At 70.7% G+C, this 14,778-nt stretch carries 14 protein-coding genes; 3 read left to right on the top strand and 11 right to left on the bottom strand.

Annotated features, from left to right (window positions below):
* Positions 1-123: 123 nt before the first annotated feature.
* Positions 124-318, top strand: coding sequence for a DUF1918 domain-containing protein (locus tag ACIBLC_RS16855; RefSeq protein WP_399211700.1), 195 nt, complete (start codon positions 124-126; stop codon positions 316-318).
* A 116-nt stretch (positions 319-434) separates the two neighbouring features.
* Here the strand turns inward: ACIBLC_RS16855 and ACIBLC_RS16850 are convergent, their stop codons facing one another.
* A complete protein-coding gene (locus ACIBLC_RS16850) occupies positions 435-1,715 on the bottom strand; it encodes a glycoside hydrolase family 10 protein (protein WP_399211699.1) in 1,281 nt (426 codons plus the stop codon).
* Between the two features lie 168 nt (positions 1,716-1,883).
* Here ACIBLC_RS16850 and ACIBLC_RS16845 point away from each other — a divergent pair, with 168 nt between their 5' ends.
* Complete coding sequence (locus tag ACIBLC_RS16845; RefSeq protein WP_399211698.1) at positions 1,884-2,744, top strand: 3-hydroxybutyryl-CoA dehydrogenase; 861 nt, start codon at positions 1,884-1,886, stop codon at positions 2,742-2,744.
* 183 nt (positions 2,745-2,927) lie between these two features.
* Entirely contained in the window at positions 2,928-3,185 is a 258-nt protein-coding gene (locus ACIBLC_RS16840) for a hypothetical protein (protein WP_365434556.1), read from the top strand.
* Between the two features lie 22 nt (positions 3,186-3,207).
* Here the strand turns inward: ACIBLC_RS16840 and ACIBLC_RS16835 are convergent, their stop codons facing one another.
* The 10 genes from ACIBLC_RS16835 to infC all read right to left on the bottom strand — a co-directional run bounded on the left by ACIBLC_RS16835 (position 3,208) and on the right by infC (position 14,529).
* Entirely contained in the window at positions 3,208-3,753 is a 546-nt protein-coding gene (locus ACIBLC_RS16835; protein ID WP_399211697.1) for an NUDIX hydrolase, read from the bottom strand.
* A 98-nt stretch (positions 3,754-3,851) separates the two neighbouring features.
* On the bottom strand, positions 3,852-5,192 hold the full coding sequence (locus ACIBLC_RS16830) for a transcriptional regulator (protein WP_399211696.1): 1,341 nt from the start codon (positions 5,190-5,192) through the stop codon (positions 3,852-3,854).
* 274 nt (positions 5,193-5,466) lie between these two features.
* Positions 5,467-6,489 (bottom strand): PP2C family protein-serine/threonine phosphatase, encoded by a 1,023-nt coding sequence (locus ACIBLC_RS16825; protein ID WP_399211695.1) that lies wholly within the window; start codon positions 6,487-6,489, stop codon positions 5,467-5,469.
* Between the two features lie 355 nt (positions 6,490-6,844).
* On the bottom strand, positions 6,845-9,406 hold the full coding sequence (pheT, locus tag ACIBLC_RS16820; protein ID WP_399211694.1) for a phenylalanine--tRNA ligase subunit beta: 2,562 nt from the start codon (positions 9,404-9,406) through the stop codon (positions 6,845-6,847).
* The gene (gene pheS / locus ACIBLC_RS16815; RefSeq protein WP_399211693.1) at positions 9,406-10,533 is read right to left on the bottom strand and encodes a phenylalanine--tRNA ligase subunit alpha; all 1,128 of its coding nucleotides are present in this window, start codon (positions 10,531-10,533) and stop codon (positions 9,406-9,408) included. Before pheS ends, pheT begins: the two co-directional genes overlap by 1 nt.
* 155 nt (positions 10,534-10,688) lie before the next feature.
* A complete protein-coding gene (locus ACIBLC_RS16810; protein ID WP_399211692.1) occupies positions 10,689-11,903 on the bottom strand; it encodes an ATP-binding protein in 1,215 nt (404 codons plus the stop codon).
* A gap of 50 nt (positions 11,904-11,953) precedes the next feature.
* Entirely contained in the window at positions 11,954-12,811 is an 858-nt protein-coding gene (locus ACIBLC_RS16805) for a TrmH family RNA methyltransferase (protein ID WP_399211691.1), read from the bottom strand.
* A 154-nt stretch (positions 12,812-12,965) separates the two neighbouring features.
* Positions 12,966-13,352 carry a 50S ribosomal protein L20 gene (gene rplT, locus ACIBLC_RS16800; RefSeq protein WP_399211690.1) on the bottom strand — a complete coding sequence of 129 codons (387 nt, stop codon included), beginning with the start codon at positions 13,350-13,352 and terminating at the stop codon, positions 12,966-12,968.
* Positions 13,353-13,462: 110 nt separating this feature from the next.
* Positions 13,463-13,657, bottom strand: coding sequence for a 50S ribosomal protein L35 (gene rpmI / locus ACIBLC_RS16795; RefSeq protein ID WP_003947156.1), 195 nt, complete (start codon positions 13,655-13,657; stop codon positions 13,463-13,465).
* Positions 13,658-13,809: 152 nt separating this feature from the next.
* A complete protein-coding gene (infC, locus tag ACIBLC_RS16790; RefSeq protein ID WP_399211817.1) occupies positions 13,810-14,529 on the bottom strand; it encodes a translation initiation factor IF-3 in 720 nt (239 codons plus the stop codon).
* Positions 14,530-14,778 lie beyond the last annotated feature (249 nt).

The raw sequence follows: 14,778 nt of genomic DNA, 5'->3' as shown, positions 1-14,778 counted from the left end.
CAAGGCTGGGACGGACAAGGCGCGGACGGACAAGGCGGGGACCGGGCCAACCGGCGGCACCGGCCGTAGACTTGGGACCACGGACCGCTCGCTACTCCCGTCCAGCACGAGGAGGCCGTTCAGATGCGCGCGACCAAGGGCGATGAGCTGGTGCAGCACGGCCGGGTCGTCGGACAGCACGACAGGATCGCGGAGATCGTCGAGGTCATGGGCGCCGAGGGCACTCCCCCGTACCGCGTGCGCTTCGAGGACGGGCACGAGGCAGTCTGCTCGCCGGGCCCGGACTCCGAGATCCGGCACCGGGACACCGGCCGGTAGACCAGCACGGGGCGCCACCGACCGCTGGTGCCATCAGTACGGAGCAGGCTCCACTCACGGTGCCGGGCCCACAGCCGGTCTCATCAGGGTGCGGGCACCGCCGACCACTGGTCTCGTCAGCGCGAGATCCGCGCCGACCGCCCGTAGTGGTCGGCGACCAGTCGTGCCATGGCGCCGATCCGGTCGGCCCCGACCTCCTTGCCCGAGAAGAACACGTGCCCGGACACCTGCGGATGATCCTGGGCGAGGGTGAGATGCCGGGACAGCTCGGCCGGGTCCTGCCAGGCGGCGGGCTGCGCCGGGTCACCGGCCTTGTAGAGGGCCTCCCCCACATACAGCCGCACCCCACTGCCCTCCGCGACCCCCGCCCACCAGGCCAGCAACTTCGCGTAGTCGGCGGCGGCGAAGCCGATGTTCCAGTAGAGCTGCGGAACGATGTAGTCGATCCAGCCCTCCCTGACCCACTTCCTGGTGTCGGCGTGCAGATCGTCGTACGTCTGCACGCCGGCCCGGGTCGCCGAGCCGAGCGGGTCGGTCGTCGCGTTGCGCCACACCCCGAAGGGGCTGATCCCGAAGCGCGCCGCCGGCCGGATCTCCTTGACGCGGGCCGCCGTCTCCCGCACCAGCCGGTCGATGTTGTCGCGCCGCCAGGCCGCCCGGTCCCGAAAGCCCCCGCCGTACTCCGCATAGGCGGCGTCGTCGTCGAAGACCTGCCCGGCGACCGGATACGGGTAGAAGTAGTCGTCCCAGTGGACGGCGTCGATCTCGTACCGTCGCAGCGCGTCGAGCATCGCGTCCTGGACGAAGGCGCGGACCTGGGGCAGTCCGGGGTTGTAGTAGAGCTTCCCCCCGTACGGGACGACCCAGTCGGGGTGCCGGCGGGCCGGGTGACTCGCCGCCAGCCTCGTCGGGTCGGTGTGGTTCGCGATCCGGTACGGGTTGAACCAGGCGTGCAGTTCCAGGCCGCGCGCGTGCGCCTCGGTGACCGCGGTGCCCAGCGGGTCCCAGCCGGGATTCCGGCCCTGGACGCCCGTGAGGTACTGGGACCACGGCTCGTACGGCGAGGGCCACAGCGCGTCGGCCGTGGGGCGCACCTGGAGCATCACGGCGTTGAGCCGACGGCGGACGGCCGTGTCGAGGTGGGCGAGGAGTCCGGCGCGCTGCTCGGCGGCGGTCAGCCCGGAGCGCGAGGGCCAGTCGCGGTTGGAGACCGTCGCCAGCCACATCCCGCGCAGTTCCCCCACCGCGCGGGGTCCGGAGCCGGCGGCCGCGCGGGACCCGGAGCGGCCGGCCGCGCGGGGTTCGCGCCCAACGGCCGCGGCGTCGCCCGCCGTCGCGAACCCCGACAGTGTCGCCGCCGCGCCCAGCGCGAACCCCCGACGTGACAGTCGCCCCATCTCCGCACCCCTCGCACAGCGGATCCGCCCGGTCACGGACCGTCTCTTCGCACAGCATGCCTGACCCGCACGATCGATCATCGATACTTGGGAGTAACGTGCACGATCGGAGCAGTCGCCGGGCAGCGGGGAACCTGCCGGGCCCGATGATCAGCGGAAAGGGACGATGTGACCGACATCGAACGCGTCGGAGTGGTGGGCTGCGGCCAGATGGGAGCGGGCATTGCCGAGGTGTGCGCCCGCGCCGGTCTTGACGTCAAGGTGGCCGAGACCACCGGTGAAGCCCTGGAGATAGGCCGCACCAGGCTCTTCAACTCCCTCTCCAAGGCGGCCGAGCGCGGGAAGATCTCCGACGAGGAGCGGGACGCGACGCTGGCGCGGCTCAGCTTCACCACCGATCTCGGCGAGTTCGCCGACCGCGACCTGGTCATCGAGGCTGTCGTCGAGAACGAGCAGGTGAAGACGGAGATCTTCCAGGTGCTGGACCAGGTGGTGACCCGGCAGGACGCGATCCTCGCCTCCAACACCTCCTCGATCCCACTGGTCAGGCTCGCCGTCGCCACCTCGCGTCCCGACCAGGTCATCGGCATCCACTTCTTCAACCCGGCCCCGGTGCAGAAGCTGGTCGAGCTGATCCCGGCGCTCACCACTTCCGAAGGCACCCTCAGCCGGGCGCAGTCGCTCGTCGAGAAGATCCTCGGCAAGCACGCGATCCGCGCCCAGGACCGCTCCGGCTTCGTGGTCAACGCGTTGCTGATCCCCTATCTCCTGTCCGCGATCCGGATGTTCGAGTCGGGCATCGCGAGCCGCGAGGACATCGACAACGGCATGGAGCTGGGCTGCGCCCACCCGATGGGCCCGCTCAAGCTGTCCGATCTGATCGGCCTGGACACCGTGGCCTCGGTCGCGTTCTCGATGTACGACGAGTTCAAGGAACCCCTGTACGCCGCTCCCCCGCTGCTCCTGCGCATGGTCGACGCCGGACGCCTCGGCCGGAAGTCGGGCTCGGGCTTCTACACGTATCCCTGATTACGCACGGTCAGACGCACGCGGGCCCGGCACCCTTTTCGGTGCCGGGCCCGCGTGATTCACACACCGTGTGAGCGCCGGGCCCGCATATGCCGCTCGCACACGCTCCCCACCTGTCCACCAGGCGAGTTGACTTTCCGTGCACAGTCAACGGCTGAGACGACTACGGAAAGGAGCGGACTCGTGACCGCCAACCCCGAGCATCCCGTGGCACCCAGGGAACTCGCGGAGTTACGCCAGTCCATCGAGGTGGGTCTCACCCGCATCGAGGGCGGACTGGCGCTGCTCACCCAGCGCGACGACCAGACCGCCAAAGATCTCGACGACCTGAGCGCACGGCTCGTCGCCCTCGAACACACCCGCTGGCCCCTGCCCACCCTCGCGGTCGTCGCGGCCGTGGGCGCGCTGGCCGTGGCGGTCTGGCAGGCTCTGGGCCACTAGGTCCCAGGACGCGAGGGGTGTATCAGGGCACCGCGTCCTGCCCGAGCCTGAGATGGTGCAGTAGCAGCAGTGCGGCAGCCATGTTGGCAGCCGGGACCTCGCCGCGGGCGACCATGTCGGGGACGAGCTTGAGGGGCACCCATTCCCGACGGTCGGACTCGAAGTCGTCAACGGGGTGTCCGATGTACGCGCCTTCGTCCGCCCAGAAGATGTGGTGCCGGGCGTCGGTGAGCCCGTTCGAGGGCTCGACGCACATCAGATGGCGCAGGGGTCCTGGTCGCCAGCCGGTCTCCTCCTCCAGTTCGCGGGCCGCCGCGACGGCGATGTCCTCGCCGTCCTCCACGACGCCCGCCGCGAGCTCCCATCCCCAGCTGTCGGTGATGAAACGGTGCCGCCACAGGAGCAGCACCTCGTTGGCCGCGTTCACCACGGTAGCCACGGCCACGGGCCGCAGCCGGATTAAGAAGTGGTCGAGATGCCGCCCGTCCGGCAGCTCCACATCTGCGAGATTGACTGTGAACCAGCGGTTTTTATACACAGTTTGTTCGCTCTGGTTCGTCCACTGCACGGTTCTGCCACCTTCCGCCGAGTAGATGGCAATATGGCAGCAGGCGGGTTCTGACAGCAGGCGCACAGCGGCGCACGGTTCGGCGGCGGCTCGGTGTTCTACAGCGGTACGCGCAGTGCCCCGTCGATGAGTTCCGCGGCCTCGGAGGTACCAGCGCACCCACTGGCCACCAGGTGTTCGCGTACCGCGCGCAGCCTGTCGCGCAGCCGCTGGGACTCCATCCCCCGTGCCTGTTCGGCCATCTGAAGTGCGGTGGCGACCGCCTTGTCGGCGTTGCCCTGACGCAGCTCGATCTGGCTGAGCATGGCGAGCCGGTGCACCCGTCCCCGGTCGTGGGCCGGGTTGTCCACGGCGGCCACGGCGTGCTCGCCGGCCGCCACCAGGTCGCCGAGGCTGAGCAACGCCTCCGCCACCTGCACGTTGACCAGACCCGGCTGGACATAGCCGGTCTCGTCGGGTTCGTAACCGCGCCGGATGCGGTCGGCGGCCTGCTCGGCCCGCCGGATGCAGGACAGCGCGCCGCTGCCGTCACCGAGATGCGCGTACGCCTTGGCCTGCATCGCGTAGAGGTCGGAGGCGAGCGCCGGAGTGATCTGCCGGCCCGCGGCGCGCAGTGCGGCCTCGGCGAAGGCGACCGCCTGCCGGTGCTGTCGCATGAAGAGCGACTGGTTGACCAGGAGAGCTATCACGTACGCCCCAAGTCCCCTGTCCCCGCTGGCTTTCGCGAGGCGCAGCGCCTGGTGGAAGTAGCGCTGGGCCAGGCCGTGCGCGTCGGAGTCGTAGGCGCAGATGCCCGCGATGGCCACCAACCCGCCCGTCGCGCGGTGGAGTTGGCGTCCGGTGGCGTCGGTGTAGCTGCCGCGCAGCAGCGGCGCCGTCTCGGAGTTGAGGAAGCCGACGATCCGGGTGCGGGTCGCGATGCCGCCCGCCTTGCGGTACATCTGCTCGTAGTGGGCACGCGCCGCGCGGAGCATGTCGATGTCGGCCATGCTCACGTCGTGGCGTCCGCCGCGCGAGACGTCCACGTCCTCGGGCGGGTTCTCCCACTCCCACACCGGCATCACGGCGGGTGTTCCGGTGACGGCGGGCGCGCCGAGGATGTGCGGGCGCTGCTGTTCGTCGGAGCGCCACAGGGCGGTGGCCCGCTCGACGAAACCGGAGAGCGTGGTGCCGTGCGGGGTGGACGGCTCGCCCGGTACGCCGAGACCGATGTCGTCGAGCGTGACGGGCCGGTGGAGTCTGCCCGCGAGCACCTCGCAGATCAGGTCGGGCACCTGGCCGCGCGGGCGCTGACCCTTCAACCACCGTGCGACGGCGGTGTGTTCGTACCTGAGCGCGAGACCGCGGGCTCTGCCCGCCTGGTTGACGTGGGCGGCGAGTCCCGCGTGCGAGATGCCCGCCTCGTCGAGAATCGCGTCGAGCAGAGTGTTGGGCTGCATGGAGGCCCCCCGGGTGGCTCGGTGCCGACGGTGTCGTCAGAGTAGTGCGTACTGATTCACACGGGGTGTGATCGGAGTGCCCGCATCCGTGCGGTGCACGCGCTGTCGCGGAGCGTTCACTGCCGGTTGACTTAGGTGCCTCGCAAGAGGCCGGCCGGGCCGCCGGCTCCCCCTCGTACAGTGCGGCGGCCCGATCCCGCGCCGTCCGCCCGGCTGCCTGCCCGACACTCCGTGGCGGGGCGGACGGCACCGCCGGATCACGGCGGGGCCGCGCTCACGTGATGTGATGGATCACGGAATGGGGCTGTCGCGCCGGGACGCGTTTGCGGTCGTTGCGGAGCACCAGCAGTGCTATGTCGTCGGCCGGCGTTCCGCCCGTGTGGCACAGGACTTGGCTGAACACCGCGCGCAGGACGGCCTGGGGCGAGACCGGCTGCACCTGGACGGCGTCGGTGAGGACGGCCGGCAGCGGGAAGAACCGGCCCCGCGAGTCGCGTGCGTCCTCGACACCGTCGGTGTGCAGGAAAAGCCCCTCGCCGGGCAGCAGTTGACCGCAGCGCATGAGGGGCAGCTCGGCCGGGAGCGGGAACGGCCCCAGCGGGGGCAGGGGTTCGAGGCAGGACAGCCGCTCGACATGACCGCGCACACCGGCCGGCTCGACATGGCTGCGCAGCAGATACGGCCACGGGTGACCGCAGTTGAGGGCGTACACCTCACCGTCGCGGCGAATCTCCAGGAGCAGCAGGGTGACGAACTCCTCGCCGACCGGGCCGTCGGGGTCGAGGCCGGACGAAGGGTGCTCGGCTCGGGCCCGCTCACGTAAGTGCCTGGCCAGCGCCCGATCGAGTCTGCTCAGTACACGGCCGAGTTCGGGCTCGTCGTGCGCGGCCTCGCGGAAACTGCCGAGGACGGCGGCGACGGTCGCGATGGCTCCGAGACCGTGCCCGCGGACGTCGCCCATGACGACCCGTACGCCGTGTTCGGTGGCGATCACCTCGTACAGGTCGCCGCCGACTATCGCGCCGCGATCCGCGGACAGCTGTGCCGCGGCGACGTTCAGCCCGTCGATCCGCGGCGGCAGCGGCCGCAGCAGCACGTTCTGCGCGGCGCCCGCGACCTTGCGGATCTGCCGCAGCTCCCGCAGCAACGCTGTTCTGACATGGAGTATCAGCCCCGTTCCGACCGCGAAGAACACCGCGCAGGTGACGATCCGGGCCCTGAACCCGTCCTCCTGGGCGAGTGGGCACGTCAGTTTGTACGTGACCGCCATCGCCCCCCAGACGGTGGGCAGCCCCATGCTCAGCGCCCTGCGCAGCGGCGGAGGGCCGACCCGTCGTACCGCCCTGCCGAGGCCGAGCCGAAGGCCGCGCCTCCTGACCGGCCGAAGGCTTCCGCCGCGCACCGCCCTGGCCAGCACCCGCCCGTGCGTACGGGGCGTCGCCCTACAGGGAGCAGCCCCACCAGCCTTGATCTGAATCATGCCGATCGGCCCCCCAATAGGCCCTGCCAGCGCAGAGGGCCTGCGCGAGGCCGGTCCGATTCTGTCGACCGCATGCCCCGATCGGGTCAGATCGCCCGGACTTGTCACTCGAAGGAGTGAGGGGTACATCCAGTGCTCCGGATGTACCCCTCAACTGCCCTCATGTGGGAGGTCAGGCGCCGCGCAGGACCGCCCCGGTCCGCTCGGTGGCCAGCGCGACCGCCGCGTCACGGGCCCGGGAGGCCTCGTCGACGGTCAGCGTCCGGTCCGCGGCACGGAAGCGCAGCGCGTACGCCAGGGACTTCCTGCCCTCGCCGAGCTGCTCGCTGTTCTCGTAGACGTCGAAGAGCCGGATGGACTCCAGCAGTTCGCCCGCGCCCTCGCGCAGCGCCGCCTCGACGTCCACGTGCGGCACGGACCGGTCGACGACCAGCGCCACGTCCTGCGTCGCCACCGGGAAGGTGGAGATCTTCGGACCCTTCGGGACGCCGGTACTCGCCTGTTCCAGCACGTCCAGGTCCAGCTCCATCGCGCTGGTGCGCGCGGGCAGTCCCAGCGTCTTCAGGACACCGGGGTGCAGCTCACCGGCGTACCCGACGACCTGGTCCGCACCGTCGACGACGACGGCGAGCTCGGCACAGCGGCCGGGGTGCCACGGCCCGTACTGCCCGGCGCGGACCAGGAGTTCGGTCCCGGCCTCGCGGGCCAGCGAGCGCGCCGCCTCGATCGCGTCGGCCCAGTCGGCCGGGCGCCCCTTGCCCCACCAGCCGGCCTGCTCGCGGGCGCCCGCGAGGACGACGGCGGCGTGCCGGGGCTGGGCGGGGAGCGCGGCGGTGAGCGACGCGATCTCCTCGTCGGTGGGACGGCGGTCGACCGGCAGCCGCCCTGCGACGCGCAGTTGCTCGCGCGGGTGGAAGACCAGGCCGGTCTCGAAGAGCGCGAGGTCGTGGCTGCCACGGCCGTCGTTGCGGCGCAGCGCGCCGAGCAGGCCCGGCAGCAGCGTCGTACGGAGCGCGGGCTCCTCGTCGGAGAGCGGGTTGACCAGCTTGACGACCCTGCGCTTCGGGTCGTCGGCGGCCAGCGCGAGCTGATCGAAGACGTGCTCGCCGATGAACGGGTAGTTCGGCGCCTCGACGTATCCGGCGCCGGCCAGCACACGTCCGACGCGGCGGTGCAGCCGCTGCCGCTCGGTCAGGCCCAGACCCGCCGGGGGCTTCGGCAGCGTGGAGGGCAGGTTCTCGTAGCCCTCCAGGCGGATGACCTCCTCCGCCAGGTCGTTCGGGTCGGTCAGGTCGGGCCGCCAGGACGGCACGGTGACGATCAGCTCATCCTTCCCGCCCGTCTCCCGACCACCACCCCTCAACGACCCGTTCCACGCGGCAGAATTTCCATAGACGTCGCAGCCGACCTCCTGGAGACGGCGTACGACGGTCTCGCGGCCGTAGTCGACCCCGGCCACCTTGTCCGGGTGGTTCGCCGGGATGGCGATGGTGTGGGGCGCGGAGGGCGCGATGACCTCGGTGACCCCGGCGTCGGCGGTGCCGCCCGCGAGGATCACGAGCAGGTCGACGGTCCGCTGGGCCGCGGCGGACGCGGCCTGCGGGTCGACGCCGCGCTCGAAGCGCTTGGACGCCTCGGAGGCCAGCTTGTGCCGGCGGGCGGTGCGGGCGATGGACAGCGCGTCGAAGTGCGCGGCCTCGATGACGACCTCGGTGGTGGTGCCCTCGGTGTCGTCGATCTCGCTGTTCGCGCCGCCCATGACGCCCGCGAGGCCGATCGGACCACGGTCGTCGGTGATCACCAGGTCCTCGGCGTCCAGCGTGCGCTTGACGCCGTCGAGGGTGGTGAACTTCTCGCCCTGCTCGGCCCGGCGCACGCCGATCGCGCCCTGGACGCGGGTGCGGTCGTACGCGTGCAGCGGCTGGCCCAGCTCCAGCATCACGTAGTTGGTGATGTCGACGGCGAGCGAGATCGGGCGCATGCCCGCCTTCTGGAGGCGGCGCTGGAGCCAGATCGGGGAGCGGGCCTCGGGGTCGAGCCCCGTCACCGTGCGCGCGGTGAACCGGTCGCAGCCGAACGGGTCGGAGACCTGCACCGGATAGCCGAAGGCGTTCGGCGCCGGTACGTCGAGCAGCGCCGGGTCGCGCAGCGGCAGCCCGTACGCGATGGCGGCCTCGCGAGCCACACCGCGCAGCGAGAGCGCGTAGCCCCGGTCGGGCGTGACGGCGATGTCGAGGACCTCGTCGACGAGCTGGAGCAGCTCGACGGCGTCGGCGGCGACCTCCACCTCGGGCGGCAGGACGATGATGCCGCCGCTGCCGTCGTCGCCCATGCCCAGCTCGTCGCCGGAGCAGATCATGCCGTGCGAGGTCCTGCCGTACGTCTTGCGGGCGGCGATCGCGAAGTTGCCGGGCAGGACGGCGCCCGGCAGGACCACGACGACCTTGTCGCCGACGGCGAAGTTACGGGCGCCGCAGACGATCTCCTGGGGCTCACCGGTGCCGTTGGCGGTGCCGACGTCGACGGTGCAGAAGCGAATGGGCTTCTTGAACTCCGTCAGTTCCTCGATGGTCAGCACCTGGCCGACGACGAGGGGGCCCTTGAGGTCGGCGCCGAGCTGCTCGACGGTCTCGACCTCGAGGCCTGCCGAAATGAGCTTGGCCTGGACGTCGCGCCCGGTCTGAGTCGCCGGCAGGTCGACGTACTCCCGCAGCCAAGAAAGCGGGACCCGCATCAGATCTCCATCCCGAACGGCCGGGTGAACCGGACGTCGCCCTCGACCATGTCTCGCATGTCCTCGACGCTGTGGCGGAACATCAGCATCCGCTCGATGCCGAACCCGAAGGCGAATCCGCTGTACTTCTCCGGGTCCACGCCGCAGGCGGTCAGCACCCGCGGGTTGACCATGCCGCAGCCGCCCAGCTCGATCCAGCCCTCGCTGGAGCAGGTCCGGCAGGGGCGGTCGGGGTTGCCGACGGACTCGCCCTTGCAGACGTAGCAGAGCATGTCCATCTCGGCGGACGGCTCGGTGAAGGGGAAGTAGTTCGGACGCAGCCGGGTCTTCATGCCGGCGCCGAAGAGCGACTGGACCATGTGGTCGAGGGTGCCCTTGAGGTCGGCCATGGTCAGACCCTCGTCGACGGCGAGGAGCTCGATCTGGTGGAAGACCGGGGTGTGCGTGGCGTCCAGCTCGTCGGTGCGGAACACCCGCCCGGGGCAGACGACGTAGACCGGCGGCTCGCGGTCGAGCATGGCGCGGGCCTGCACGGGCGAGGTGTGCGTGCGCAGTACGACACCGGACTCGTCGCCCTGGGTGCCCTCGGGGCCCTGGACGAAGAAGGTGTCCTGCATCTGCCGGGCCGGGTGGTCGGGCGTGAAGTTGAGGGCGTCGAAGTTGAACCACTCCGCCTCGACCTCGGGGCCCTCGGCGATCTCGTATCCCATGGACACGAAGACGTCCGCGACCCGCTCCATCATCGTGGTCAGCGGGTGCCGGGCGCCGGCCGGGACGCGGTCGTACGGCAGCGTGACGTCCACCGCCTCCTCGACAAGGACCCGGGCGTCGCGGTCGGCCTCCAGCTCGGCCTGCCGGCCGGCCAGCGCCTTGTTCACCGCGCCGCGGGCCTGGCCGACGAGCTTGCCGGCGGCGGCCTTGGCGTGCGGGGGCAGGGCGCCGATCTCGCGGTTGGCGAGGGACAGCGGGGAGGTGCCGCCGGTGTGGGCGATCTTGGCCTCCTGGAGGGCGTCGAGGTCACCGGCGGCCGCGAAGGCGGCGAGCGCCTCGTCCCGCATGCGCTCGATCTCTTCCGGTTTCAGGGCCTCGACCTCTACAGGGTCGTACGACTTGTTCGGTGCCGACATCTCTTCCCGTGCTTCCGGTTGGCTGGCTGATGGTCCCCGTCCCGACTCGGGGGACGCGCATCGTCCCTGAAACATGAAACGGGGACGCAAAGGTGCCAAAGGCCGAGTCTAACGGGGGTGAGAGGGGTGACTGCGCCCGCGGGCCCTCGTCGGCGTTACAGCAGGTACGCCGGGGTGCTCACGGGCAACGTAAATCGGAACTCGGCGCCGCCGCCGGGGGCCCGGCCGACCGTGATGGTGCCGCCGTGGGCCTCGACGATGCCCTTGACGATGTAGAGCCCGAGGCCCGTCCCGCCGCGCTTGCTGCCCCGCCAGAAGCGGGTGAAGACGCGCTTCATGGACTCCTCCGGGATGCCGGTGCCCTCGTCGCTCACCGTGACCGACGTGGCCGCGTTCCTGCCGTCCTCCCCCTCACGCGGGGAAGCCGACGGCGTGACGTCGATTGTGACCGTTCCCTCGCCGTGGCGCACCGCGTTTTCGATCAGGTTGCTGAGGACCTGGTCGACCTTGTCGGGGTCGGCCCACAGGGCGGGCAGCGGATGCTCGATGCGCACCAGGAAGCGGTCGGCCGACTGGCCGGAGGCGACGTAGGCCTGGATGTGCCGGCCGACGGCGGCGCCCATGTCGACGGGCTGGCGGCGCACTTCGAGCCGCCCGGAGTCGATCCGTGAGATGTCGAGCAGCTCGGCGATGAGCCGGGTGACGCGGTTGGCGTCGGCGTCGACCGTCTCCAGCATGAGTTTCTTCTGGTCGTCGGTGAAACGCTCCCACTTGGCCAGCAGGGTGGCCGTGAAGCCCTTGACGGAGGTGAGCGGGGAGCGCAGTTCGTGGGCGACGGTGGCGATCAGCTCGGCGTGGCTGCGCTCGGTGCGGCGGCGGGCCTCGGTGTCACGCAGCGAGACGACGACGCGCTGGACGGGGCCGGTGGGGTGCGTGCGCACGTACCTCGCGGTGACGAGCACTTCGCGGCCGCCGGGGAGCAGCAGATTCCGCTCGGGCTGTCCGACCCGGATGGCGAGACCGCCGTACGGGTCGGTCACCTGCCACCACCCGCGCCCTTCGAGGTCCTCCAACGGGAGGGCCCGTTCAAGCGGGCGTCCGAGCGCGTCGGCGGCGGACACGGCGGCGATCCGGACCGCGGCGGCGTTGAAGCAGATCACGCGCCCGCGCTCGTCGGCGATGACGAGTCCGTCGGGGAGGTCGTCGGGGTCGATGCCGAGACCGGCTCCGAGGCCGGCGAGCAGGCCCGTTCCCGGACCGGCTTCGTGCTCGGCCACGGGTTCGACGGCGTCACCGCGCCGGGACGCGGGCGTACCGCGCACATCCCGTGCTGGCGGTGCCTGGTGCGCACCGCTCGTGCCGACACTCATCCCCGTATCCCACCTCTCGTCTGGCAGTGGGCCCCGAGCAGGTCACCCTACTAGCTCTCGGTGACGGAGCGGCACCCTCCGGAGCCGCGCTGTGCACGGGCGGACGCGTAGAGACATACGGCCGCGGCGGTGGCGAGGTTCAGGCTCTCGGCTTTTCCGTGGATGGGTACGCGCACGACGGCGTCGGTCAGTGCGCGCGTCTCCTCCGGAAGCCCCCACGCCTCGTTCCCGAACACCCAGGCGGTCGGCCCGCCCATGGTCCCCTTGTCCAGCTCGTCGTCGAGGTCGTCCTCCCCGGCGCCGTCCGCGGCCAGGATCCGTACACCGGCGTCCTTGAGGCCCCGCACCGCTCGCTCGACGGGCACACCGACGGCGACGGGCAGATGGAACAGGGAACCCACCGAAGCCCGTACGGCCTTGGGGTTGTAGAGGTCCACGGAGGCGTCGGTCAGTACGACGGCCTCGGCGCCGGCGGCGTCCGCGCACCGCAGCACGGTGCCGGCGTTCCCGGGATCGCGCACGTGCGCGAGTACGGCGACGAGCTTGGGCCTCGCCCTGAGGATCTCCTCGAAGGGGGTGTCCAGGAAGCGGCAGACGCCGACCAGGCCCTGCGGTGTGACCGTCGTCGAGATGTCGGCGATCACGTCCTCGGCGGCGAGGTGCACGCGTGCGCCGGCGTCCTGGGCGTCCGCGACGATGTCGGCGTACCGCTCGGCGGCCTCGACGGTGGCGAACAGCTCGACCAGTGTGGCGGTCCCGCCGGGACGATGCGCCGCCGCCTCCCGCACGGCCTGCGGTCCCTCCGCGAGGAACAGCCGCTCCTTCCCTCGGAAGTTCCGCCTGCCGAGCCGCCGGGCGGCGGAGACGCGGGGCGACTTGGGGGAGATCGGTTCAGGGGCGGCAACCATGCGACTCACCTTTGGGGAGGGGACCTCAGGGGCGCGGGGAACTGCGCGAGCAACCCACCACCACCGGCAGACGGAGGACAACGGACGGCGACAGACGCAACCGGACCCGTAGGCCGAGGGCCTACGGGTCCGGTTGACCGGCTCGACGCACGGCTCAGGCGGCAGCCCTGGGCGCGTTGACGTCCGACGGCAGCGCCTTCTGGGCGACCTCGACGAGCGCGGTGAACGCGCCCGCGTCGTTGACGGCCAGCTCGGCGAGGATCTTGCGGTCGACCTCGATGTTCGCCGCGTTCAGACCCTGGATGAAGCGGTTGTAGGTGATGCCGTTGGCGCGGGCAGCGGCGTTGATGCGCTGGATCCACAGCCGACGGAAGTCGCCCTTGCGCTTCTTGCGGTCGTTGTAGTTGTAGACCAGGGAGTGGGTGACCTGCTCCTTGGCCTTGCGGTACAGGCGCGAGCGCTGACCGCGGTAGCCCTTGGCGGCCTCGAGAATCGCCCGGCGCTTCTTGTGGGCGTTGACTGCCCGCTTGACGCGTGCCACTTGTTAACTCCTTGCAGCGGGGCCGTGGTGGGACTCACACGGCCCGAAATCGATGGGGTCCCGGTCCTGACGTACGGCGCGCGGCGATCGGACGATCAGGCGCCGATACGTCACTTGCCGAGAAGCTTCTTGATCTTCTTGGCGTCGCCCGGGGCCATCTCGGCGTTGCCGGTGAGGCGGCGCGTCAGGCGGGACGACTTGTGCTCGAGCAGGTGGCGCTTGCCGGCACGCTCGCGGAGCACCTTGCCGGAGCCGGTGATCTTGAAGCGCTTGCTGGCACCGCTGTGCGACTTGTTCTTCGGCATAGCGCCGTTCTCTCCTCGTCAGTGGCGCTCCGGTGCCCGGTCGTCAAACCGGGCACGGTGGAACGTCATACGTATCGGTTGACATCCCTGGACGGTTGTCCCGGGACTCCCCGGACTCTCGTCCCGGGCTCCCGGGGCGTTCGCCCTGGGATCTAGACCTCGGCGGACGCCTGGGCCGGAGCCTCGGCGGTCTCGGCGTCGACCTCGTCGGTCTCGTCGACCTCGTCGGTCTCCGGGATGTCGTCGCCCGCGTGGTTCTGCGACTTGCCCGGGTTGGCCTTCGCTTCCGCCTTGCGAGCCGCCTGGGCCTCACGGGCCTCGGCCATCGCCTCGGTCTTCTTCTTGTGCGGGCCGAGAACCATGATCATGTTTCGGCCGTCCTGCTTCGGGTTCGACTCGATGAACCCGAGGTCCTCGACGTCCGTCGCGAGCCGCTGCAGCAGTCTGTAGCCGAGCTCCGGCCTGGACTGCTCGCGACCACGGAACATGATCGTGATCTTGACCTTGTCGCCCTGCTTGAGGAACCGGACGACGTGACCCTTTTTGGTGTCGTAGTCGTGCGGGTCGATCTTCGGCCGGAGCTTCATTTCCTTGATGACCGTGTGCGCCTGGTTCTTGCGCGCCTCACGGGCCTTCATGGCCGACTCGTACTTGAACTTCCCGTAGTCCATGAGCTTGCAGACGGGCGGGCGAGCGCTCGCCGCCACCTCGACCAGGTCGAGGTCGTACTCCTGCGCAAGCTCCAGGGCCTTGGCAAGCGGAACGATCCCGACCTGCTCGCCGCTGGGCCCGACGAGTCGCACCTCGGGAACGCGAATCCGGTCGTTGATGCGGGGCTCGGTGCTGATGGATCCTCCTCGGTAGCACCACACGGCGGTCTGGCGGACAGCCGCGTATGTCTCTGATGACAGTTGGACCAACCGCCGCAGGGCATGAAAAATGCCCCGGACGGGACACAGGCGGGGCTCCAAGGATTACCGGAGCACCGCCGCGGTGATCCGCGGGGCGCACTTCGGGCGACTCCATCGTCCGTACGGAACGATGGTGACCGCCTGACCGGGTGACCCGCCGTCCCGGAGGACAGTCAGGTGGGAGATCGGAGCCTCCACTTGTGGGCCGGG

This window comes from Streptomyces sp. NPDC050535, assembly GCF_044457665.1.
Lineage (GTDB): Bacteria > Actinomycetota > Actinomycetes > Streptomycetales > Streptomycetaceae > Streptomyces.
The sequence above is the reverse complement of the archived record's forward strand: the minus strand, read 5'-3'. Positions and strand labels throughout refer to the sequence as shown.